This window comes from Pseudomonas sp. G166 (assembly GCF_037027455.2).
Lineage (GTDB): Bacteria > Pseudomonadota > Gammaproteobacteria > Pseudomonadales > Pseudomonadaceae > Aquipseudomonas.
Genome location: NZ_CP146985.1, coordinates 5,194,698 through 5,216,532, shown reverse-complemented (window position 1 = coordinate 5,216,532; position 21,835 = coordinate 5,194,698). Strand labels below are relative to the sequence as shown.

Below are 21,835 nucleotides of genomic sequence, written 5' to 3'. Positions count from 1 at the left end.
ATGCTCGCCTCGCTTTTTACAGGAATCCTGCACAAGGACGGAGGAGGACGAAATGCAAATACGTGTCGCTGAAACTAAGACGCCGTTATGGGTGCAAGCCACAGAAGTAGTGAAGGAGAAATTTCGCAGTTCTTATTCCGCTTCGGTTGAACCGAATCCGCAATACTTTGCGGTTACTCAGGATCCGGCGGATCGTATTCTTGCTTGCGCCGGTATTACGTTTGCGGACCACCGCACGTTGTTTTCCGAGCAATACCTGACACAACCGATAAACGAGATATTGTCCCAGCGTTTCGAAAAAACCATTGATCGCTCGAACATTGTCGAGATCGGTAACCTGATCTCCCATCACCTGACGGCCGGAATGATTCTGGTCAACATGATTCCGTTGTTGGCCTGGTGCATGGGTGGGCACTACCTGTTGTGCACGGTGACTCCTCGAGTCCGGCAAATGATGGAGAGTTGCCAGATCGATTTCGAGCCACTGTTGACCGCGGACCCCACGCGCCTGGCCGACGACGGCGGCAAGAAATGGGGGAGCTATTACGCCAAGTTGCCAGTCACCGGTTTCATCCGGGTGGACCCGCAACGTTCACGCTTCGCTGCCATGACTCTCAATACCTCATTCACTCAATTGCCGGGTGACTCTCTGGCGAGGGCGCAGCCATGAGCGGTGGGTTTATCAGCCAATTGCAACGTGCGTTGCTGGAAAACCGCGAGGCCGTCTGTGCGGTTGACTGGCCGCAAGTGGGCAATGAACCGACGCAGTTGACCTATGGCGAGCTGGAACAGCGCTCGCTCAATCTGGCGGCAACCCTGCAGCGGCGTTTCGCAAGCCGAGCCCATGGTGATCATGTGGTATTGGGGATTGCGACGCGCAACAGCAGTGACTGGCTGGTGGCCGACCTGGCCTGCCTGTTCGCCGGTATCACTGCGCTGCCGCTGCCGCTGGCGTTCAGCCAATCCCAGGCAGAGCACCTGGCCGGCGGTTGCGATGGGTTTCTGGTGGATGCCGCCGGGCAGCAAACCCTGGCGCAACGCTGGAAGCTGAATTTCCCCGATAGCCGCTTGCAACGCATCAACGAGCCGGTACCCGAGCAACCATTGCTCTATACGCCGGAAAGTGAGGGTGATTGGATCTGCAAAATCATTCACACCTCGGGCACCACCAGCCGGCCAAAGGGGGTACGCCTGAGTGCCCAGGCGGTCGGCGCGGTGCTGGCGTCGCTGCGCCAACGCATGCCAGCCAATGCCCATCGTCGTTACCTGTCGATGGTGCCCTTGAGTCTGTTGCTGGAACAGGTGACCGCCGCGTATCTGCCGCTGCTGGCAGGCGGGACTGTGCATTTTTTACCGCCAAACGAGCCCTTGCTCGGCGAGCCTGGCGCGTCACCGCAGCGCCTGGTCGACTGGATCCTGCAAGTCCAGCCAACGGCCCTGACGGTTCCGCCGGTCATGGTCAATCGTTTCCTGGAGCAGATGAACGAAGGAGGCGAGGCGGGCGAACGGCTGGCACGGTACCTGAAATCGGGCGCGCACATCACCTGCGGCGGCGCGGCAGTGAGTATCGATGTCTTGCGCGGCCTGGCTGAACAAGGCATCGAGGTGTACCAGGGCTACGGGCTTTCGGAGAACGCCTCGGTCGTCAGCGTGAACACCTTCGAGCAGCAACGCCTTGGCAGCGTCGGCAAGCCGCTGCCCCACGTCCAGGTACGTATCGGCGCCGACCAGACCATCGAGGTCAAGAGCAGCTCGTTGTTCAGTGGCTATTCCGGCACTGACCCCAGCGCCTGTTCCATGTCCAGCGACGGCTGGATGGACACCGGCGACCTGGGGATGCTGGATGATGATGGTTACCTGTACGTGCACGGGCGCAAGAAGAACGTGATCTGCCTGCCCAATGGCCGCAACGTCAGCCCCGAGCAGGTTGAGCTTGAGTACCGCAAATACCCGGGCGTCAACGATGCCGCGGTGTTTTTCGATGAGCTCCATGGTCTCGTGGCGTTGTTGTGCGTCGAGGCGACACCGGCGCGCGATGAACTGCTCGCCTGGTCGGCGGGGCGCTTCTCCGACATCGAGCGACCGAATCGACTCTGGTTGTTGACCAAGGATGACCCGTTGCTCGAGCAGCTCTATACCGTCACTGGCCGGCCGAAACGCGCCGATATCGCCACTGTTTTTTCCACTCTGCAAAGGAATGCATCCAATGAGCACACCTGCCTTTCACTTTGAAAACCCGGACGTATCCATCGTCGAGTCGCATCACTTCGCCAACTTGGGCAAGGGCGAGTTGTATGAGTTGCTGGGGCATTACGGCGTCGTGCTGTTTCGCAACTGTATTCACAACGCCGAGGATTTCAGTGCCTACGTGAAGCAAAACAGTTCGCGGCTGAGCCTGGATCCGGCCCGGATCATGGTCGGTGGCGCGGCGCAGTTGGTGGATGCCGGGCATCAGGCCGTCGGTTTGCATTGCGAGAACGGCAACTCCCCGTTCTGGCCGGACATGACCTGGTTCTATTGCCAGGAAGCGCCGCGCAAGGGTTCGCAAACCACCTTGTGCGACGGTGAGAGGGTGCTGGCGAAACTGTCCCCAGGCTGTCGCACCTTCTTTGAAGAAAATCCCATTCGCTACAGCCGGACCGTGGCCGGGGAGAAATGGCGCCGGCTGGTTTGTCACTACTCGCCAACGCTGTCGGACCCGGCGGCCGTCGCTATCGAGGACCTGTTGCAAATCATCGGTGACGATCCGCAAACCCTGATTTCCTTCAACCCGGCCGATGATTCGATCCACTACGCCTTCAGCACCTCGGCGATCCTGACATCGGCCTTCAGCGGGCGTCCGGCTTTTGCCAACAGCATCCTGGGGCCGTCCTTCAACTACGAAGCGCCGGTGATCGATACGCTGGCCGGGCAGCCGATTCCCGCCGAGTACCTGGCTGAGATCGCCGAGGTGTCCGCCCATTACACCTACCCGGTGGGCTGGCGTGACCATGACGTAGTGATGATCGACAACCGTCGGGTCATGCACGGTCGGGAAACCATCGTCGACGAGCGTCGGCGCATTTTCAACGCCTTGAGCTATCGCTGAGAGATCTCATGAAACACGACAAATACATTATCGGAGGACGGTACGAGACCTATCTCGACGGTGATGGTCGCTCGATCATCGACCTGACCGGCGGGTTTGGCTTTCAGGTGCCGTCCGTGATCGAGGCGGTCAGCCGTCAGGCCCAGATCATGGGCCTGTCCAATCGGGTGCTGATCTCCGAACCGTTGCTTGCCTTGTGTCGGCGCCTGGCCGAGCTGCTGCCCGCGCCGCTGGAGAGCTCTTATGTGTGCAGCTCCGGCGACGAGGCTTTTGAGGGGGCCTTGAAGTTGTGCAAGGGGCTCAAGCCCAAGGGCAACACCATTGTGTTTATCCAGGGCGGCGATTATGGCTCGCTGACTTACGGGCGTTGCCTCAACGCAGCGCAGGGCGATCTTGGCCTACAGAGTTTCCTGGGATTCAAGCGAGCGGCGATTCGTCATGTCGCTGACCTGGACTCGGTGGACTGGAGCGATTGCTTTGCGGTGTGCCACAGCAGCACCCGTACGGATGCAAACGGTCGACTGCAACTGCTCGAACCGGCCTTGATCGAGCAGTTGCATGCACGCGCTGCGCGGGCGTCGGTACCGGTCATCGCGGTCGATACCCACAGTTGCCTTGGCAGCCTGGGTTCGCTGTTCGGTTTCCAGCGCTATCGTCCGGTTCCGGACATTGTCGTGCTCGGCGGGCCCCTGGGCGGCAGCGCGATTCCCATCGGCACCTATACCTGCAGCGAGCATATGGCCTGGCAGGTCTATGGGCGCAGCAGCCCAGCCAAGCATGGCAGCACCACCGCCGGTAATCCAATGGCCTGCGTGGCGGCCCTGGCCGCATTGGATTATGTGCAAGCCCACGACTCGCCCCGGCAATGCCAGGAAAACGGCCAGTACCTGGCGCAAACCCTGGCTTCATTGGGGGCGGTGGCTGTGGGCGCCTGGGTCAGCCTGCCGCTGGCCGATGACCTGCAACCGGCCGTGGTTTGCGAAGCGCTTTACCAGCAAGGCGTCTATGTCAGTGCGCCTCGTGGCCGCGAATTGGTTTTGCGCTGCCCGATCAGCGCTCGCCCTGAGCACATTCAACGTGCTGCGCACATCATCAAGGAGACGTTAAGCCATGTCCTTACTCAGGCCGCATGAACAACTGTTGGATGACTGCCAGCGACACTGGAGCGCGTCGGCGGCCAAGCTGTATCGCCTGGGCAAGACCAGTGTCGAGCAACAGGCCGAAGGCATCCATGTCACCGACCACGCCGGCAAGCGCTTTATCGATTGTGCGTGCAGTTATGGGGTGTTTATCGTCGGGCATCGCAATCCGACGGTGCGTGAGCGGGTGCAGGCGCAATTGAATCAGATGGCCTGGGTGCCGGAAGGTCGGCGCCACCCGCTTCAAGACACCCTGCGCGAGCGGCTGTGCCAGTTGGTGCCGGGGGAGTGGGGCGATGTGCAGTTCATGGTATCGGGTGCCGAAGCCGTCGAGCAGAGCCTGCGCTATGTGCTGCGAATCCAGCCTCAGCGGCGTCGGATCGTGGTGATGAGCGGTTCCTACCATGGCAAGACCCTGGCGGCGATGAGCATTCTGGGCCAGCAACAGAACCATGCTAGCTACGGTATCGATCCTCCCGAAGTGACCTGCGTGCCCTACGGCGATTTCGCCGCTCTGCAAAAGGCCGTGGGCGAGGGCGTGTGCGCGGTGTACGTCGAACCGATTCTGGGCGGCGCTCATTTGCAAGTGCCGCCGGTGGGCTATATGGCCAATCTCCGGGCCTTGTGCGATGCCACCGGTACACTGTTGGTGGCCGATGAGATCCAGACCGGTTTTGGACGCTGTGGCAAATGGTTCGCCGTGCAATATGACGAAGTGGTCCCCGACATCATGATCCTTTCCAAGGGCTTGACCGGCGGCTACACCTCGTTTGCCTGCGCCATGTACAGCCAGCGCCTCGCCAGCCAGTACCCGCTCGGTGAAATCGAGCCTGACACGCGAACCAACGGCGGGCACCCGGTGGCGTGCGCTTCGGCGCTGGCAGCCATCGACTACATCGAGCAACACAACCTGGTGGAGCAGTCCCGGGTCAATGGCGGCTTGTTGCGTCATGGCCTGCAACGGCTGGCCCTGCGCTATCCGCACATTGTCGAGGACGTGCCGGGCGTCGGCTTGATGACGGGCCTGCGCTTGCGCGGCTCGGTCTATGAGGCCTTGATGAGCATGGAGCTGAGCAAGCGCGGCGTGCATGCCGGGCATTCGATGAACGAAAAGGCCGAGCGCCCGGTGCTGCGGTTTTATCCGCCGCTGACCATCACGCCTGAAGCCTTGCACCATGTCCTGGCGATGATCGAAGAGGCCCTGGAAGCCATCGACCGGCGTCCAACGCTGGCGGTGAAGGCGTTTTCCCTGGTAGTGCGCAATATGTACCAGTTGCCCAACAAATGGCTGCGCAGCCAGGGGGCGTCATGAGCATGTTCAATCCTGACACGCTGACCCTGCGGGAAATGGCCGGTCTGCTGCGCCGTGGCGCGCTGACCAGCGTTACGCTGCTGGAGTTCTACCTGCAACGCATCGCCGAGCGTAACCATCAGATCAACGCATTGATCCAATTGGCGCCGGTCGAGGAGCTGCGGCGCCAGGCCCGTGAGGCCGACGAGATGGCGCGCGTCGGGCAGATCAGCGGTCCACTGCATGGCATTCCCATCACCGTCAAGGACGTCCTCCATGTTCGCGGCTTCAAGATGTCCCGCGGCGTCGGGGAATTAATGGGCGATACCAGCCAGGAGGACGCGACGGCGGTCGCGCGGCTGCGGCAGGCCGGCGCGATCATCATGGGCATCAGCAATGTGTCTGAGCTGTGCATGGCCTTCGAGACCGAGAACCTGGTCTACGGCCGTACCCTCAACCCTCACGATCTGCGGCGCTCCGCTGGGGGCAGCAGTGGTGGGGAAGCGGCAGCGATCGCCGCCGGGTGTTCGCCGGCCGGGTTGGCGTCCGATGCCTGTGGCAGTGTGCGGATTCCGGCGCACTTCAATGGCATTTGCGGCTTGAAACTGACCCAGGGCCGGGTGCCGTTGACCGGCCAGTTTCCCAATGACCGGTCCGGCCTGTTTCATATGACGTCGGCCTTTGGCGTGATGGGGCGCTATGTCGATGACCTGGCGCTGCTCGGCCAATTGATCAGTGGCGCCGACGGCCATGACCCGGATACCGTCGACGTGCCGTTCGCCACCAGCGAGCCGCTGGCCCATCTGCGTGTCGCGCTATTTTCGGCGTCGAGCCGGACCCCCGTCAGCGCAGCGGTGAGCCAGGTGTTGCAGCAGGTCGAACGGTGTCTGGAACCGGTGGTGGCACAGGTGGATGCGGTGGCACCGCCGATGCTCGGCGAAGCCTGCGATGTGCTTTGGCGGGTATTCATCACCGGCGCTGATGCCGGGCGCGGCTGGCGGCAATTGTTCGATACCATGAACAAGCGCGACTTCACGGCGCCCATCGCCCAGTTGTTGGACATGAGCGAAGCCGTGACATTGACCGTGGATGACGTCAAGCGCGACTGGATCATGATCGATACATTCCGCTATCAATTGGCCAAGTTCTTCAAGCAGCACGATCTGTTCATCTGCCCGGTATTCCCTGACGTTGCGTTTCGGCATGGGGAGTCCCTGCAAGATCGCGACCGCTATGCCTTCGTGTTCCCGTTCAGTCTCAGCGGCTCCCCCGCGGTGGTGATCCGTGCCGGATCAGACCCGGCCACCGGGCTGCCCATTGGTATCCAGATTGTCGGCCCTCACTGGCAAGAGGAGCGGTTGCTGGCGGTGGCCGGTTTCCTTGAACGGGAGCTGGAGCGTTGGAGCGCGGTGGCGCCTGGCGAGGCCTCGACGTACTGACGGGTTTCAAGCCGTAGCAGTCTTGGCGTTACGGCTGCTGACCACCAGGGCCAGCATGCCGCCGCCCACCAGAGTGGCACCGATGATTTCGATCAGCATGGGCTGCTCCCTGAGCCAGAACCAATGCAGCAACGTCACGAACAGGGTGTTGAGGTAAACATAGGAAATCACCGTGGATGGCGTGATCACCCCAATTGCCCGGTGCAACAGCCAGAACGTGGCGAGGGTGCCGAACAATGCCAGGTACACCAGCCAGCCGATGTCCAGCATCGACAGCTGCAGGCCGCTGCGCCAGCCGCCGCTGAACAGGCAGAACACCAGCAGGAACAGCGAACCGAACAACATGTTCCAGAACGTCATCGCCACCGGTTCCCGCCCCTTCAACACCGAAGCTTTGAAACGCTGGCTCAGGGGCGAATACAACGCCATTGCCAGGCAACCAGCACCGAAGACCAGCGTCGGATAGAGCGCCGGCAACTGACCCGGGGCCGAGCCTTTGAGGGTCAGTAATATCGCGCCGATTGCCGCCACCAGCATAGGCAGTAAGCGGGTCTTGAGGCTCGGGCTGGGCAGCAGGAATACCTCGAAAAACAACGTCATCAAGGGCACTAGCGTGTAGAGCGTCGCGGTATTGACCGCCGAGGTGTAGCGCAGCGCTTCGAACAACGAGCCAAAGTAAGTCGCCAACAGCAGGCCAAGCACGGCATGGGCCAGCAGGCCTCTGATGGAAATGGGCGACGTGTTTTTCAGGAGCAGCAGTGGCAGGAACATCAGCGCGGAAAACAGCAGCCGCAGGCCGGTGAGCAGGATCGGGTCGATCGTCTGGCTGACCTGTGCTGCTGCGAAGAACGATGAGGTGATCAGCATCGCCCAGATGAGCATGCCCCAGTGAGCGGCTGCAAAACCGACGTGTTTCATCAAGATATTATTCCTGCGTTGCAGACCGAAGCGTCGTGATGGACGTATCGGCTGCCGTCATGGGTGAGTGATAAAAAAAACGGGCTGCAATGCATGCAGCCCTCGAAGCCTGTTTGCGGGGCTGTCCTCGGCCATCAACTGATATGCCGTGCGTAGTGCTTGGGATTGAAGCGCAGGACCATCAGGATCATCAAAGCCATGACGGCGGTGAGCGACCACCAGGCCCATTCGAAGCTGCCCAACTGGTCGCGAATCATCCCGGCAATCAACGGCGAGAGCCCGGCGATCAGGTAGCCGATGCCTTGCACGAATGCCGTCAGGCCACCGGCCCGGCGTGGGTTGTCCAAGTGATCGAGGGACACGATCAGGCTCATCGGAAACAGACCGCCGATGCCCAGCCCCAACAGGCAGGGCCACAACAGGCTGAAGCGTTCCGGGCTGAGGATCAGGCCGCAGAAGCCGCCCATGATCAGGGCCAGCAATACAGCGAGGACCAGGCGTTTATCCTGGCTGCGGTTGGCAATCGCCGGGGTGACGAGGCCGGATAACACTTCCATCGCGGTGAGGAACCCCAGCAGCAGGCCCGCGTGTTGTTCGCTCCAGCCCTTTTCCACGTAGTACGGCGCCAGCCAGGCCAGCACGCAGGTATAGGATGCGGTGCCCAGGCCGAAGAAAATCGCCAGCAACCAAGCCCGGGAGTTGCTGAAGAATGACTCTTGCTGCCGGGCAGGGGCTTCGGGTAACGGTGTCACGCTTGAGCGCTGGGCGTACCAGCAACCCAGGGCAACCAACGCCAGCAGTGCCCAGATCGCCAGGCCGATGCGCCAGCTGCCGGTCTGCGACAGGACAAAAGGCGAAAACGATGCGGCAATCGCTGCCCCGCCCATGATCGACGTGACATACAAGCCCATGAACAGTGACACGTTGTCGGCATAGCGCGACTTGATCAGCGCCGGCATCACCGCCTGGATCAGCGCGATGCCAAGCCCGGCCAACACTGCACTGACGATCAACTCGACGGCGCTGTCCAGGTACAAGCGCGAAGCCGTGGCGATGCCGATGATCAACAGCGACAACACAATGGTGCGGTGTTCGCCGATGCGCAGGGCAATGCGCATACCCAGGAACATCGCCAGGCCCATCGCCATGACCGGCAGCATGGTCAGCAGCGAGGCGGTGCTGAAGCTCAACGGCACCTCGCCACGAATGGCCGATAACAACGGCCCGATCGCAGCCATGGAGGGCCGCAGGTTCAGCGCCACCAACACGATGCTGACCATCAGCCAGACGGCGTGGGTGCTTGAGGTTCGAACGTTTTCCATAACAGAGCCTTGGCTTAACAAAGCGCTATTTAGGCTGTGGCGCCATGCTATGGGCAAACTGAAAACTGGCGCAGCGTATTGAATAATTAAATGCCGTGCGCTCACCACGGCGCTGGTAGGGGGCATAAGGGTGGTTTGCCCCCCGGTTATTCCATCGCCGGACTCAACGTCCCCAGCCATGCCACCAACCCCAGGATGATCACTGCCACGCAGAGCTCCAGCACCATGCTGCGCCGCAGGGCATTCACCGCAACGCTGTGCTCACCGGTCTGTCGGGATCGTTCCAGCAGCGGGCTGAGGTGAAAGCGATTCAGCGCGGCGAACACCAGCATGGCCGCGAACAACACCAGTTTGAGCGCCAGCAGCTGACCATAGGTACTGTCCAGCAGCCCTTCGACATTCGGCCCGACGATGAACAGATAATTCACCACCCCCGTCACCCCGACCACCAGCACAATCACTGCACCGGCCGTTTCAAACCCGGTCAGGGTTCGCGCCAGTACTGGCAGCCGAGGCTCGGCCTGGCGCAGCAGTAGGGCAAACGCTGCCAAGGCGCCGACCCAGCTTCCTGCGGCCCACAAATGCAAAAAGTCGGTGATGAAGTGCCAATTGCGGCGCTCACCTTCGTCCATGGCGCCATGCCCGGCCCAAGCCAGCGTTGCCAACGCCACGGCGCCGCCCAGCATGACCAGCCACAAGCTGGCGGTCGGCCAACGTGTATTGAGCGTCACGGCGAAACCGGCCAGCACGAGCGCCGCGATCCGCAGGTTCCAGCTCAACCCCACATCGGTCTCGAACACCATCATTTCAATGTGCGGCCAGAGCTCGGCCCAGTCCGAAACGCCACTCATGGCGCGAGCCATGCACAGCAGGGCGGCGACGGACAGCAGCCCGCCGAGCACCGCCGTGGTCAGCAGCAACGACTTGAAGTGCAACACCGAACCGGAATGCCGCTCCTCGCCACGCAGGCTATACAAACCAAAAGCGGCCAGGCCGAACAGCAACATCAAATCCAGGTAGAGGGCAAAGCGCAGGGCGATGTTGAAGGAGTCGCTCATCGAATCACTTCACCTTGAACGTGACGTTGCCGGTGATCGGGTGGGTATCGGACGACACGGCGCGCCACTGGACCTGGTAAGTGCCGGCGGCAAGCGGGGCATTGGGCATGATGACCATGGTCTTGGGATCGTCGCTGCCGGACACCTTGGCTGGCATGGGCATCGGCGAATGGGCCGACATACCGGGCATCTCGGTCATCATCAGCTTGGCGCCGGAGAATTTGGTCATCAGGTTTTCGGAAAAATGCAGTTCGATTTTTTCCGGTGCCGCCCCAACTGCCCCTTCGGCGGGGGTAGAGGACAGCAGTTTCGGATGGGCCTGGGCCAAGCCACTGACCAACAGGCCGGTGGACAAGGCAACAGCGACAACAGCGGTTTTGATAAATGACATGCAAGGACTCCTACAGCTTGGTTTTAGTTTTTTAGTGAAACAGGTCAGTGGCTCAGAACCACATGCGCAAGCCCAACACCAGGCGCGCTTCACTGCGGTCGTCGCCTTCTTCGCGGGCGTAGTCGGCGGTGTTGCCGTAGACCCGGTTCCAGGTGACGCCAATGTACGGGGCGAATTCACGGCGTATTTCATAACGCAGCCGCACGCCGAGTTCGGTGTCTGACAGCCCCGAGCCGACACTGCGGGCCGGATCGTTCTTTGTGTAGAAGTTGGCTTCGGCGCTGGGCTGCAGGATCAACCGGTTGGTCAGCAGGATGTCGTAGTCGCCTTCCAGGCGCGCCGCGCCCTGGCCGCCTTCACCGATGAACGCCGTGGCCTGGGTTTCGAAGTTGTACAGCGCCATGCCTTGCAGGCCGAAGGCGGCCCAGGTCTGCGCATCGCCGGGCTTGAAGTCCTGGCGCACGCCGGCCACGACGTCCCACCAAGGGCTGATGGCGTGCCCCCACAGGGCCTGCAGTTCGGCTTCTTCGGTCTTGCCGTTGAGGCGCTCACCTTCAGAGCGCAGCCATAAACGGTCGATATCGCCGCCGATCCAGCCGGAGGCGTCCCAGCTCAGGGCGCTACCGTCGTCGGCGTCTTGCCACTCCAGTTGGTCGATGAGAAAAAACGAATTGATGGCGCTGTCATGCACCGCATGTCCGCCGTGATCCTCGTAGACGGCGGCGCGGTCGGCGGCGGTCAGTTCCGGGATCGGCGTGCGGCTGGTGGTCGGCGCCGATTGCATGGGTTCCATGCCCTGCATTGAGTCCATGCCTTGCATCGAATCCATGCCTTGCATCTGGCTGTGGTCCATCCCCGGCATCTGGCTGTGATCCATGCCTTGCATGTCATTACTTGCCGCCCAGGCCGAGGTGGTGGCGCCGAGGGTAAGGCTGGCAATGAGTGCCATGGGGTATTGAAAAACAGTGGTCATGCTCGACTCCTCATTCCTGCACCCGAACTTCACGGAACATCCCCATCTCCATGTGAAACAGCAGATGGCAGTGGTACGCCCAGCGCCCCAGGGCATCGGCGGTGACCCGGTAGCTGCGCCTGGAACCCGGTGGCACATCGATGGTGTGTTTGCGCACCATGAACTGGCCGTTTTCGTCCTCCAGGTCGCTCCACATGCCGTGCAGATGAATAGGGTGGGTCATCATGGTGTCGTTGATCAGTACGATGCGCAGGCGTTCGCCGTACTTGAGCAGCAGCGGCGCGGCGTCGGAGAATTTCACGCCGTTGAACGACCAGGCGAATTTCTCCATGTGCCCGGTCAGGTGCAGTTCGAGGGTGCGCCCCGGCTCGCGGCCGTCAGGGTCGGAGAAGGTGCTGCGCAGGTCGGCGTAGGTCAGCACCTTGCGCCCATTGTTGCGCAGGCCCATGCCCGGGTCGTCGAGCTTGGGCTTGACGCTCATGGCCTGCATGTCCACCAGCGGGTTGTCCTTCTCGGTGTCTGGATGGGACTGCATGTCGCCCATGCCTTGCATGGCACCGTGGTCCATGCCGGCCATGTCGCCCATGCCCTGCATCTGGCTGTGGTCCATGCCCTGCATCTGGCTGTGATCCATGCCCTGCATCTGGCTGTGGTCCATGCCTTGCATCTGGCCGTCGTCCATCTCCGACATGCCCTGCATCGCCCCATGGTCCATGCCGCCCATGCCCATGTCATCCATGGTCACCAGTGGCCGTGGGTCCAGCGGTGGCACCGGCGCCGAAAGGCCGGCCCGTGTCGCGAGGGTGCCGCGGGCGTATCCGCTGCGGTCCATCGATTGAGCGAACAAGGTGTAGGCTTCTGCGCTGGGCTCGATGATGACGTCGTAGGTTTCGGCCACGGCAATGCGCAATTCATCGACACTTACGGGATTGACGTATTGCCCATCCGCCGCCACGACGGTCATTTTCAAACCAGGGATGCGCACGTCGAAGTAGGTCATGGACGAACCGTTGATCAAGCGCAGGCGCAGGCGCTCGCCGGGTTTGAACAGGCCGGTCCAGTTCATGTCCGGTGCCTGGCCGTTCATCAGGTAGGTGTAGGTGGCGCCGCTGACGTCGGCCAGGTCCGTGGGGTTCATCTTCATTTCAGCCCACATCTTGCGATCCGCCACGGTGGCGGCCCAGCCGTTCTTGCTCACATCGTCGATAAAGTCGCCGACGGTGCGTTTGTGGTAGTTGTAGTAATCGGACTGTTTCTTGAGCTTGCGGATGATGTCGCCAGGGGCTTCGTCGGTCCAGTCGGTGAGCATCACCACGTAGTCCCGCTCGTAGTGGAACGGCTCGGGTTCCTTGGCGTCGATCACCAGCGGGCCGTAGACCCCGGATTGCTCCTGGAAGCCAGAGTGGCTGTGGTACCAGTAAGTGCCGTTCTGCCGGACCTTGAACTGATAGACGTACATGCCATCCGGCGCGATGCCCTTGAAGCTCAAGCCCGGTACACCGTCCATGTTGGCTGGCAGCAAAATGCCGTGCCAGTGAATGGAGGTGCTGTCCTTCAAACGGTTGCGCACCCGCAGGGTCACGGTGTCGCCTTCACGCCAGCGCAGCAGCGGGCCGGGAATGCCACCGTTGATGGTCTGGGCCGTGCGTGGATGCCCAGTGAAGTTGACCGGGCTTTCGCCGATGAACAGGTCGAATTCAGTGCCCGTCAGCATGGTGGGCTGGCCGGGGCTGGTGACTGCCCAGACGGGCGAGCGCCATAGCCCCAGGCCACCCAGGATGCCGCCGGCGGTCAGGCCTTTGACGAAGGTTCGCCGGGAAGTTTTTGTTTGCATCGATGGAAGTCCGTCAGTCGATTCGCAGCGAGTACAGGGACTGCTCCCTGTGCAGGTTTGAAAAGAAGATGACATAAGCCGGCGCGGCGAGTGATTACATTTCAGTCAGCTTGGCGGGGGGGAGGGAGCCCACAGTGGACCCCGTCCGGTTCTGTGGCCGGGCGCAGGTCAGAATGATCTTTTGCAACGGCGGGATATTCTGTAGCCTTGCCGGCTTCACGCTGTCCCGTGCCTGATTGATACCCACTTTCCCGGCGGTACCCGAGTGGTCCGGAGCCGGGTGTATACTCGACTTTCGCGCAAACGCGCTTGCAGGTCTTGCGAACATGACGCAAATTTCCGAACGCCTTCTGGTCCAGGCCCACCTCGACGCCAAACAGCCCAAACCGCTGAGCGCCGAGCAAGAGGCCTGGTACCGCGCCGCCATCGCTGCCGAGCTCAAGGCTCAGGACGCGGTGCTGGTCGCGCACTTCTACTGCGACCCGATCATCCAGGCCCTGGCCGAAGAGACCGGGGGCTGCGTGTCCGACTCCCTGGAAATGGCCCGCTTCGGCAACGCCCACCCGGCCAAGACCGTGGTGGTGGCCGGGGTCAAGTTCATGGGCGAGACCGCCAAGATCCTCAACCCTGAAAAACGCGTACTGATGCCGACCCTGGAAGCCACCTGCTCCCTGGACCTGGGGTGCCCGGTGGACGAGTTCTCGGCGTTCTGCGACCAGCATCCTGAGCGCACCGTGGTGGTGTATGCCAACACCTCCGCGGCGGTCAAAGCCCGGGCCGACTGGGTGGTGACGTCCAGCTGTGCGCTGGAAATCGTCGAGAGCCTGATGGACAACGGCGAGACCATCATCTGGGGCCCGGACAAGCATTTGGGCACCTACATCCAGCGCAAGACCGGTGCCGATATGCTGCTCTGGGACGGCGCCTGTATCGTCCACGAAGAGTTCAAGTCCAAGCAGTTGGAGGACATGAAGGCGTTGTACCCGGACGCCGCGATCCTGGTGCACCCGGAATCGCCGACCGCGGTGATTGAACTGGCGGACGCGGTGGGCTCCACCAGCCAGTTGATCGCCGCGGCCCAGAGCCTGCCGAACAAGACGCTGATCGTTGCCACCGACCGCGGCATTTTCTACAAGATGCAGCAGCTGTGCCCGGACAAGGTCTTCATCGAAGCTCCTACCGCCGGTAACGGCGCGGCGTGCCGCAGTTGTGCACACTGCCCGTGGATGGCGATGAACACCCTGGAGCGTACCCTCAAGAGCTTGCAGGAGGGCACCAACGAGATCTTCGTCGACCCGGCGTTGATCCCCCAGGCCATTCGCCCACTCAAGCGCATGCTGGATTTTACCCAGGCCGCGCGGATGAAGTTGGCGGGGAATGCTTGATTGTTAGGAGGCTTGAGACTTTCGAAGGTCTTGAGGCTTGATCGTTTCCACGCTCTGCGTGGGAACGCCTCTGCGGATGCTCCGCGTTCGGCTCTTTGGGACGCAGAGCGTCCCAGGCTACATTCCCACGCGGAGCGTGGGAACGATCAACACTTACCTGCTTTGCTAGTTTCACTTGGTCTTCTTGGGAATCCGCACCAACTGCGTATCCGAGTAGATGTCATGCCAGCTGCGCTTGCGCTTGTCGAACAGTGCCCAGATAAAGCCCAGCCCCACCAGCAGCAATGACGCGATCGACACCACAAAGCGCAACAGCGCCTGCCACAGGCTGATGGCCGTGCCATCGGCGTTCTGCACCCGGATGCACCACACCTGCATGCCCAGGGTCTGGCCGTTGTGGGTCCAGAACTTGGCGAAGAAGCCGAACAGCACGAAAAGCAGCACGGTGGACAGCAACGGGTCGCCATCCAGGGCGCCAGCTTCCGTGAGGGCGCGCATTTTTTCTTCGCCGATGATCGCCATCTGGATCATCTTGTAAACGCCGCTGGTGACGATCAGCAGCGCTGTGCACAGCAAAAAGTCATAGAACATCGCGGCCAGGCGACGGCCAAGGCCTACGGGGGGGAAGTCGCCCTGGGGAGTGAGCAGGTGTTTCGGCATGACGGCCTCGGACGAAAAAAGAAGCCATTTTACGGATTTACGCCCATAAAAAAGCCCCTGATATCAATCAGGGGCTTTTTAGTTCGCGAAAGCCTCAGGCTTCAGCTTGTACTTCGTCAGCTTGCATGCCTTTCTGGCCTTGCACGGCAACGAAGGTGACTTTCTGGCCTTCTTTCAGGCTCTTGAAGCCATTGCCCTGGATGGCGCGGAAATGGACGAACAGATCCGGACCGCTTTCAGGCGTGATAAAACCAAAACCCTTCTCGTCGTTGAACCACTTGACGGTACCGCTCTGACGTTGAGACATTTTCTTATTTCCTTTGACGCTAAAATTGATGACAGCCTCTTTCACATGAAAGAGTACTGGGGCTGGGTTGCAGGAAAGTAAGAGACGTCGAACGGGATGTAGCGCACTTCATAAGCTACTGCCCAGGTCACGATTCCAAGCGACCCATGCAAACACAGTGACCAAACTCTACGCCAACTCCGAACGAAAAAACAACCCCCCTGGGGAGCCCGTATTTCCTCAGGTTGCTGGCATTTTACACACTACGCCGGCCAAGGCTTATTCGACAGGCTAGTTCAATTGTTATCGATCGTTATAAGCGCAATTGAATGTCTGAAAGATGCACCTTTTTATGGCGGTTGCGTTACACATTAGTGCACGTATAACGAAACCGCGTTACTTATAGAAACAGTCAATCAGCCACGGTAGTAGCGTTGTGGAACAAATGGCGTTTTGCTTACAAGCAAAGGCACCTTCTTCCCACGAACAATGGCCCAAACTGGCGTATCCAGTGCGACATAAGCACTGTCCAGATAACCCATTGCCAGCGGACCGCCCAAGGTCGGGCCGAAACCGCCGCTGCACACTGCTCCAATAATCTCGCCCGCTTCGTTGACGATCTCCGCGCCTTCGCGCACTGGTGTGCGTTCTTGGGGCAGCAGGCCGACACGTTTGCGCTTCACCCCGCTCTGCTGCTGGGTGAACACGATATCCGCCCCGGGGAAACCACCGGCGCGGGCGCCATCGGCACGGCGCACTTTGGAAATGGCCCACAACAGGCTGGCTTCGATTGGTGTCGTCTCGCTGTTCATGTCATGGCCGTAGAGGCACAGGCCGGCTTCCAGGCGCAGGGAGTCCCGGGCGCCAAGGCCGATGGCGGCGACTTCCGGTTCGGCCAGCAGGGCGCGGGCGAGTTTTTCCGCGTCGGCGGCGGGCACGGAGATTTCGAAACCGTCTTCACCGGTGTAGCCCGAACGGCTGACAAAGCAGTCCACGCCCAGCAGCGTGACGCGTTGGAACTGCATAAACGTCATCTTCGTCACGTCCGGGGCCAGGCGCGCGAGCACGGTGACGGCCGCCGGGCCTTGCAGGGCGAGCAGGGCGCGGGCCTCGAACAGTGGCTCGATGCTGCACTGCTCGCCAATGTGCGCACGCAGGTGGGCCAGGTCTTGCTCCTTGCACGCCGCGTTGACCACCAGGAACAGCTCATCGTGGCCCAGGTTGGCGACCATCAGGTCGTCGAGGATGCCGCCGTTGTCGTTGGTGAACATGGCGTAGCGCTGCATGCCCACTGGCAGGTCGATGATGTCCACCGGTACCAGGGTTTCCAGGGCCTTGGCGGCGCCTGCGCCGGTCAGGCGGATCTGGCCCATGTGGGACACGTCGAACAGCCCGGCCTGGTCGCGGGTGTGCTGGTGTTCTTTCATCACGCCCAGTGGGTACTGCACTGGCATGTCGTAGCCAGCGAACGGCACCATGCGCGCGCCGAGTTCGAGGTGCAGGGCGTGCAGTGGGGTCTTCAACAATGGTTCGGTGGACATATCAGCTCCTGGAAAAAATGTAGAAGTGAGGCAAGCGCATCAGCATTCGATGATGTTGACCGCCAGACCGCCGCGGGCGGTCTCCTTGTATTTGCTTTTCATGTCGGCGCCGGTCTGGCGCATGGTGCGGATGACTTTGTCGAGGGAGACGAAGTGATGCCCGTCGCCGCGCATGGCCATGCGCACCGCATTGATGGCTTTCACCGAGCCCATGGCATTGCGTTCGATGCACGGCACTTGGACCAGGCCGCCGATGGGGTCGCAGGTCAGGCCGAGGTTGTGTTCCATGCCGATCTCGGCAGCGTTTTCCACTTGTTGCACCGTACCGCCCAGCACTTCGCACAAGGCGCCGGCGGCCATGGAGCAGGCCACGCCGACTTCGCCCTGGCAGCCGACCTCGGCCCCGGAGATGGAGGCGTTTTCCTTGTACAGGATGCCGATGGCTGCGGCGGTCAGCAGGAAACGCACCACCCCGTCTTCGTTGGCCCCGGGGATGAAGCGCATGTAGTAATGCAACACCGCCGGGATGATCCCTGCCGCGCCGTTGGTAGGCGCAGTGACGACGCGCCCGCCGTAGGCGTTTTCTTCGTTGACCGCCAGGGCGTACAGGTTGACCCAGTCCAGCACTGACAGTGGATCACGCAACGCGGCTTCGGGGTTCTTGCACAGCTGGCGATGCAGCGCCGCCGCTCGGCGCTTGACCTTCAGCCCGCCCGGCAAAATCCCTTCGTTGCGACAACCGGCCGCCACGCAATCTTGCATGACCTGCCAGATCTTCAGCAGGCCGGCGCGGGTTTCGGACTCGGGGCGCCAGGCGCTTTCGTTGGTCAGCATGACCTGGCTGATGGACAAGCCATAAGTGGTGCAATGGCCCAGCAGATCCTTGGCGCTTTTGAACGGGAAGGTCAGGGGCGTGGTGTCTTCGACAATACGGTCGGCACCGGCCGCGCCTTCGTCGACGACAAAACCTCCACCCACCGAGTAGTACTCGCGGCTGCGCACTTGCAGGCCCGCGGCATCGAAGGCACGGAAGATCATGCCGTTGGGGTGGAAGGCCAATGGTTTGCGGATCATGGCCAGGTGCAGTTTTTCGTTGAATTCGATGGTGTGCTCGCCGAGCAGGTTCAGTCGACCGTTGCTGCGGATCGCTTGCAGGCGGGCATCGACGGTTTCGGTGTCCACGGTATCGGGGTGTTCACCTTCCAGGCCCAGCAGCACGGCCTTGTCGCTGCCGTGACCTTTGCCGGTGGCGCCGAGCGAGCCGTAGAGCTCGACTTTGACGCTGGTGGTGACATTGAGCAGGTCATCACGACGCAACCCTTCGGCGAAACGGGCAGCGGCACGCATCGGGCCGACCGTATGGGAGCTGGAAGGGCCGATGCCGATCTTGAACAGGTCGAACACGCTTAACGACATGGTGTTTCTCCGGTTTCTTTTTATGAGGATCGACGATTATGAAGTCGGGTACTGGTCCCTTGTGGGAGCGAGCTTGCTCGCGATGGCGGAGTGTCAGTCAACATCTCTGTCAGCTGTCACACCGCTATCGCGAGCAAGCTCGCTCCCACAGGGGGATTGGATTTCCTTGAGGCAGTGATCTTCCACAAGGTTTGCGGTGTTGAGAGAGGAGGCGAGCAAGCCCGCCCCCTCACAGGTCAAGCGTAGCTTTCGATCGACGGGCAGGCGCAGACCAGGTTGCGGTCGCCGAACACGTTGTCGACCCGGCCCACCGGCGGCCAGTATTTGCCGTCGATCAACGACGCCACCGGGTATACGGCCTGTTCGCGGCTGTAAGGGTGAGCCCACTCGCCGACGATTTCCGCCGCAGTGTGCGGGGCGTTTTTCAGCGGGTTGTCGTCTTTGTCCAGGCTGCCGTTTTCCACCGCGCGGATTTCTTCGCGGATGCAGATCATGGCGTCGCAGAAACGATCCAGTTCTTCCTTGGATTCGCTTTCGGTCGGCTCGATCATCAGCGTGCCGGCGACCGGGAACGACATCGTCGGGGCGTGGAAACCGAAGTCGATCAGGCGCTTGGCCACGTCATCGACGCTGATGCCGCTGCTGTCCTTGAGCGGGCGCAGATCGAGGATGCATTCGTGGGCCACCAGGCCATTGCTGCCGGAGTAGAGCACCGGGTAATGCTCTTCCAGGCGCCGGGCGATGTAGTTGGCGTTGAGGATCGCCAGTTGCGAGGCACGCTTGAGGCCTGCGCCACCCATCATGCGGATGTACATCCAGGTGATCGGCAGGATGCTGGCGCTGCCAAATGGCGCCGCGCACACCGCGCCTTCCTTGCGTTCCATGTTGGCATGGCCGGGCAGGAACGGTGCCAGGTGCGATTTGACGCCAATCGGGCCAACGCCCGGGCCGCCACCACCGTGGGGGATGCAGAAGGTCTTGTGCAGGTTCAGGTGCGACACGTCGCCGCCGAACTTGCCCGGGGCGCAGAGGCCGACCATGGCGTTCATGTTGGCGCCGTCGATGTACACCTGGCCGCCATTGTCATGAATGATGCCGCAGATCTCGCGGATGCCTTCTTCGAACACGCCATGGGTCGACGGGTAGGTGATCATCAGCGCCGCGAGGTGTTCGCGGTGCTCGATGGCCTTGGCCCGCAGGTCTTCGATGTCGACGTTGCCGCGGGCATCGCAGGCGGTCACGACCACGCGCATGCCGGCCATGTTGGCGGTGGCCGGGTTGGTGCCGTGGGCCGAGGACGGGATCAGGCAGATGTCGCGGCGCTCTTCGCCACGGCTCTGGTGATACGCGCGGATCGCCAGCAGGCCGGCGTATTCGCCCTGGGAACCGGCGTTGGGCTGCAGCGACACCGCGTCATAGCCGGTGGCGGCGCAGAGCATCGCTTCCAGCTCGTCGGTCAGTTGCTGGTAGCCGGCGCTTTGCTCGGCGGGGGCGAACGGGTGCAGGGCACCAAACTCGGCCCAGGTCACCGGGATCATTTCACTGGCGGCGTTGAGTTTCATGGTGCAGGAACCCAGCGGGATCATGGTGCGATCCAGGGCCAGGTCCTTGTCGGCGAGCTTGCGCAGGTAGCGCATCAGCTCGGTTTCGGAGTGATAGCGGTTGAACACCGGGTGACTGAGAATGGCCGACTGGCGCACCAGTTCGGCCGGTATGCGGCTTTGCACGGTAGCGGCCAGCGCGGCGAAGTCCGGCAGGGCCTTGCCGTCGGCCAACAGGCTCCACAGTGCCTGGACGTCAGCCTGGCTGGTGGTCTCGTCCAGGGACAGGCCCAGGCGTTCAACGTCCACCACGCGCAGGTTGATGCGCTGGGTGCGAGCCTTGTCGTGCAGGGCTGCGGTTTGCGGGCCAGTGTGCAGGGTCAGGGTGTCGAAGAAACTGTCTTGCTCGACGCTCAAGCCCAACGTGCCCAGGCCCTTGGCGAGAATCGCGGTCAGGTGATGGATGCGGTTGGCAATTTGCACCAGGCCCTTGGGGCCGTGGTACACGGCGTACATGCTGGCGATGTTGGCCAGCAGCACCTGGGCGGTGCAGATGTTGCTCGTGGCTTTCTCGCGGCGGATGTGTTGCTCGCGGGTCTGCATCGCCAGGCGCAAGGCCGGCTTGCCGAAACGGTCCACGGAAACACCCACCAGGCGACCCGGCATGTCGCGCTTGAAGGCGTCCTTGGTGGAAAAGTACGCCGCGTGCGGGCCACCGAAGCCCAACGGCACGCCGAAGCGCTGGGCGCTGCCAATGGCCACGTCGGCACCGAACTCACCCGGTGGGGTCAGCAGGGTCAGGGCCAGCAAGTCAGCGGCCACGGCCACCAGGGCGTTGGCGGCGTGAAAGCGTTCAGTCAGTTCGCGGTAGTCGAACAGGTCACCGTTGCTGGCCGGGTATTGCAGCAGGGCGCCGAAAAAGCTGTTGACGTCGGTCAGTTCGCGTTCATCGCCGACCACCACGTCGATGCCCAGGGGCTCGGCACGGGTGCGCAGTACATCGAGGGTTTGTGGGTGGCAGTGGCGGGAGGCGAAGAAGGCATTGCTGCCCTTGTTCTTGCTCAGACGCTTGCAGAAGGTCATGGCTTCGGCGGCGGCGGTGGCTTCGTCCAGCAAAGAGGCGTTGGCGATTGGCAGGCCGGTGAGGTCGCTGATCAGGGTCTGGAAGTTCAACAACGCTTCGAGACGGCCCTGGGAAATTTCAGGCTGGTACGGTGTGTAGGCGGTGTACCAGGCCGGGTTCTCCAGCAGGTTGCGCAGGATCGGCGCCGGGGTATGGCAGCTGTAGTAGCCCTGGCCGATGTAGGTCTTGAACAGTTGGTTCTTGGCGGCAATGGCCTTGATCGAGGCCAGCGCATCGGCTTCGCTCTGGCCGTCACCCATGTCCAGCACGCTGGTGCCCTTGATGCTTTCCGGGATGACGCTGGCGCTCAATGCTTCCAGGGAGTCGTAGCCCAGACGCTCGAGCATGGCTTGCTCGTCGCTGGAACGCGGGCCGATGTGGCGGGCGATGAATTCGTTGGCGGTGCCGAGATTAACGGTCATGTTGCGCT

Annotated in this window: 18 protein-coding genes; 7 read left to right on the top strand and 11 right to left on the bottom strand. The window is 61.7% G+C overall.

Annotated elements, in window-relative coordinates; translation table 11 throughout:
• Positions 1-52: 52 nt before the first annotated feature.
• Genes SGN16_RS23055 through SGN16_RS23030 form a run of 6 tightly spaced genes read left to right on the top strand, consistent with a single transcriptional unit; the run spans position 53 to position 6,957 of the window.
• Positions 53-670, top strand: coding sequence for a thermostable hemolysin (locus SGN16_RS23055; protein ID WP_210640393.1), 618 nt, complete (start codon positions 53-55; stop codon positions 668-670).
• Positions 667-2,232 carry an AMP-binding protein gene (locus SGN16_RS23050; RefSeq protein WP_210640392.1) on the top strand — a complete coding sequence of 522 codons (1,566 nt, stop codon included), beginning with the start codon at positions 667-669 and terminating at the stop codon, positions 2,230-2,232. The genes SGN16_RS23055 and SGN16_RS23050 overlap by 4 nt, the downstream gene beginning before the upstream one ends.
• Complete coding sequence (locus SGN16_RS23045) at positions 2,207-3,088, top strand: TauD/TfdA family dioxygenase (RefSeq protein ID WP_210640390.1); 882 nt, start codon at positions 2,207-2,209, stop codon at positions 3,086-3,088. The genes SGN16_RS23050 and SGN16_RS23045 overlap by 26 nt, the downstream gene beginning before the upstream one ends.
• 8 nt (positions 3,089-3,096) lie before the next feature.
• On the top strand, positions 3,097-4,221 hold the full coding sequence (locus SGN16_RS23040; protein WP_335945075.1) for an aminotransferase class III-fold pyridoxal phosphate-dependent enzyme: 1,125 nt from the start codon (positions 3,097-3,099) through the stop codon (positions 4,219-4,221).
• Positions 4,199-5,539 (top strand): aminotransferase class III-fold pyridoxal phosphate-dependent enzyme, encoded by a 1,341-nt coding sequence (locus tag SGN16_RS23035; RefSeq protein ID WP_210640386.1) that lies wholly within the window; start codon positions 4,199-4,201, stop codon positions 5,537-5,539. The genes SGN16_RS23040 and SGN16_RS23035 overlap by 23 nt, the downstream gene beginning before the upstream one ends.
• 2 nt (positions 5,540-5,541) lie before the next feature.
• Positions 5,542-6,957: an amidase gene (locus SGN16_RS23030; protein WP_335945155.1), complete on the top strand. Its 1,416-nt coding sequence runs from the start codon at positions 5,542-5,544 to the stop codon at positions 6,955-6,957.
• Positions 6,958-6,963: 6 nt separating this feature from the next.
• On the opposite strand, the gene SGN16_RS23025 is transcribed toward SGN16_RS23030, so the two are convergent.
• From SGN16_RS23025 to SGN16_RS23000, 6 genes are all read right to left on the bottom strand, one after another.
• Positions 6,964-7,875, bottom strand: coding sequence for a DMT family transporter (locus SGN16_RS23025; RefSeq protein ID WP_210640384.1), 912 nt, complete (start codon positions 7,873-7,875; stop codon positions 6,964-6,966).
• Between the two features lie 134 nt (positions 7,876-8,009).
• A complete protein-coding gene (locus tag SGN16_RS23020) occupies positions 8,010-9,197 on the bottom strand; it encodes a cyanate transporter (RefSeq protein WP_210640382.1) in 1,188 nt (395 codons plus the stop codon).
• A 146-nt stretch (positions 9,198-9,343) separates the two neighbouring features.
• Complete coding sequence (gene copD / locus SGN16_RS23015; protein ID WP_210640380.1) at positions 9,344-10,255, bottom strand: copper homeostasis membrane protein CopD; 912 nt, start codon at positions 10,253-10,255, stop codon at positions 9,344-9,346.
• A gap of 4 nt (positions 10,256-10,259) precedes the next feature.
• Positions 10,260-10,646, bottom strand: a complete 387-nt coding sequence (copC, locus tag SGN16_RS23010; protein ID WP_210640378.1) for a copper homeostasis periplasmic binding protein CopC — start codon at positions 10,644-10,646, stop codon at positions 10,260-10,262.
• A gap of 52 nt (positions 10,647-10,698) precedes the next feature.
• Positions 10,699-11,619: a copper resistance protein B gene (locus SGN16_RS23005; protein WP_335945074.1), complete on the bottom strand. Its 921-nt coding sequence runs from the start codon at positions 11,617-11,619 to the stop codon at positions 10,699-10,701.
• Between the two features lie 10 nt (positions 11,620-11,629).
• Positions 11,630-13,453, bottom strand: a complete 1,824-nt coding sequence (locus SGN16_RS23000) for a copper resistance system multicopper oxidase (protein WP_335945073.1) — start codon at positions 13,451-13,453, stop codon at positions 11,630-11,632.
• Between the two features lie 326 nt (positions 13,454-13,779).
• Here SGN16_RS23000 and nadA point away from each other — a divergent pair, with 326 nt between their 5' ends.
• A complete protein-coding gene (gene nadA, locus SGN16_RS22995) occupies positions 13,780-14,838 on the top strand; it encodes a quinolinate synthase NadA (RefSeq protein WP_135846898.1) in 1,059 nt (352 codons plus the stop codon).
• 171 nt (positions 14,839-15,009) lie between these two features.
• On the opposite strand, the gene SGN16_RS22990 is transcribed toward nadA, so the two are convergent.
• The 5 genes from SGN16_RS22990 to gcvP form a co-directional block, all read right to left on the bottom strand.
• Complete coding sequence (locus SGN16_RS22990; protein ID WP_210640373.1) at positions 15,010-15,498, bottom strand: RDD family protein; 489 nt, start codon at positions 15,496-15,498, stop codon at positions 15,010-15,012.
• Between the two features lie 94 nt (positions 15,499-15,592).
• A complete protein-coding gene (locus tag SGN16_RS22985; RefSeq protein ID WP_003175786.1) occupies positions 15,593-15,805 on the bottom strand; it encodes a cold shock domain-containing protein in 213 nt (70 codons plus the stop codon).
• Positions 15,806-16,200: 395 nt separating this feature from the next.
• Positions 16,201-17,325 carry a glycine cleavage system aminomethyltransferase GcvT gene (gcvT, locus tag SGN16_RS22980; RefSeq protein ID WP_335945072.1) on the bottom strand — a complete coding sequence of 375 codons (1,125 nt, stop codon included), beginning with the start codon at positions 17,323-17,325 and terminating at the stop codon, positions 16,201-16,203.
• Between the two features lie 39 nt (positions 17,326-17,364).
• Positions 17,365-18,741 (bottom strand): L-serine ammonia-lyase, encoded by a 1,377-nt coding sequence (locus SGN16_RS22975; protein ID WP_210640368.1) that lies wholly within the window; start codon positions 18,739-18,741, stop codon positions 17,365-17,367.
• A 236-nt stretch (positions 18,742-18,977) separates the two neighbouring features.
• On the bottom strand, positions 18,978-21,827 hold the full coding sequence (gene gcvP, locus SGN16_RS22970) for an aminomethyl-transferring glycine dehydrogenase (protein WP_335945071.1): 2,850 nt from the start codon (positions 21,825-21,827) through the stop codon (positions 18,978-18,980).
• Positions 21,828-21,835: the final 8 nt, after the last annotated feature.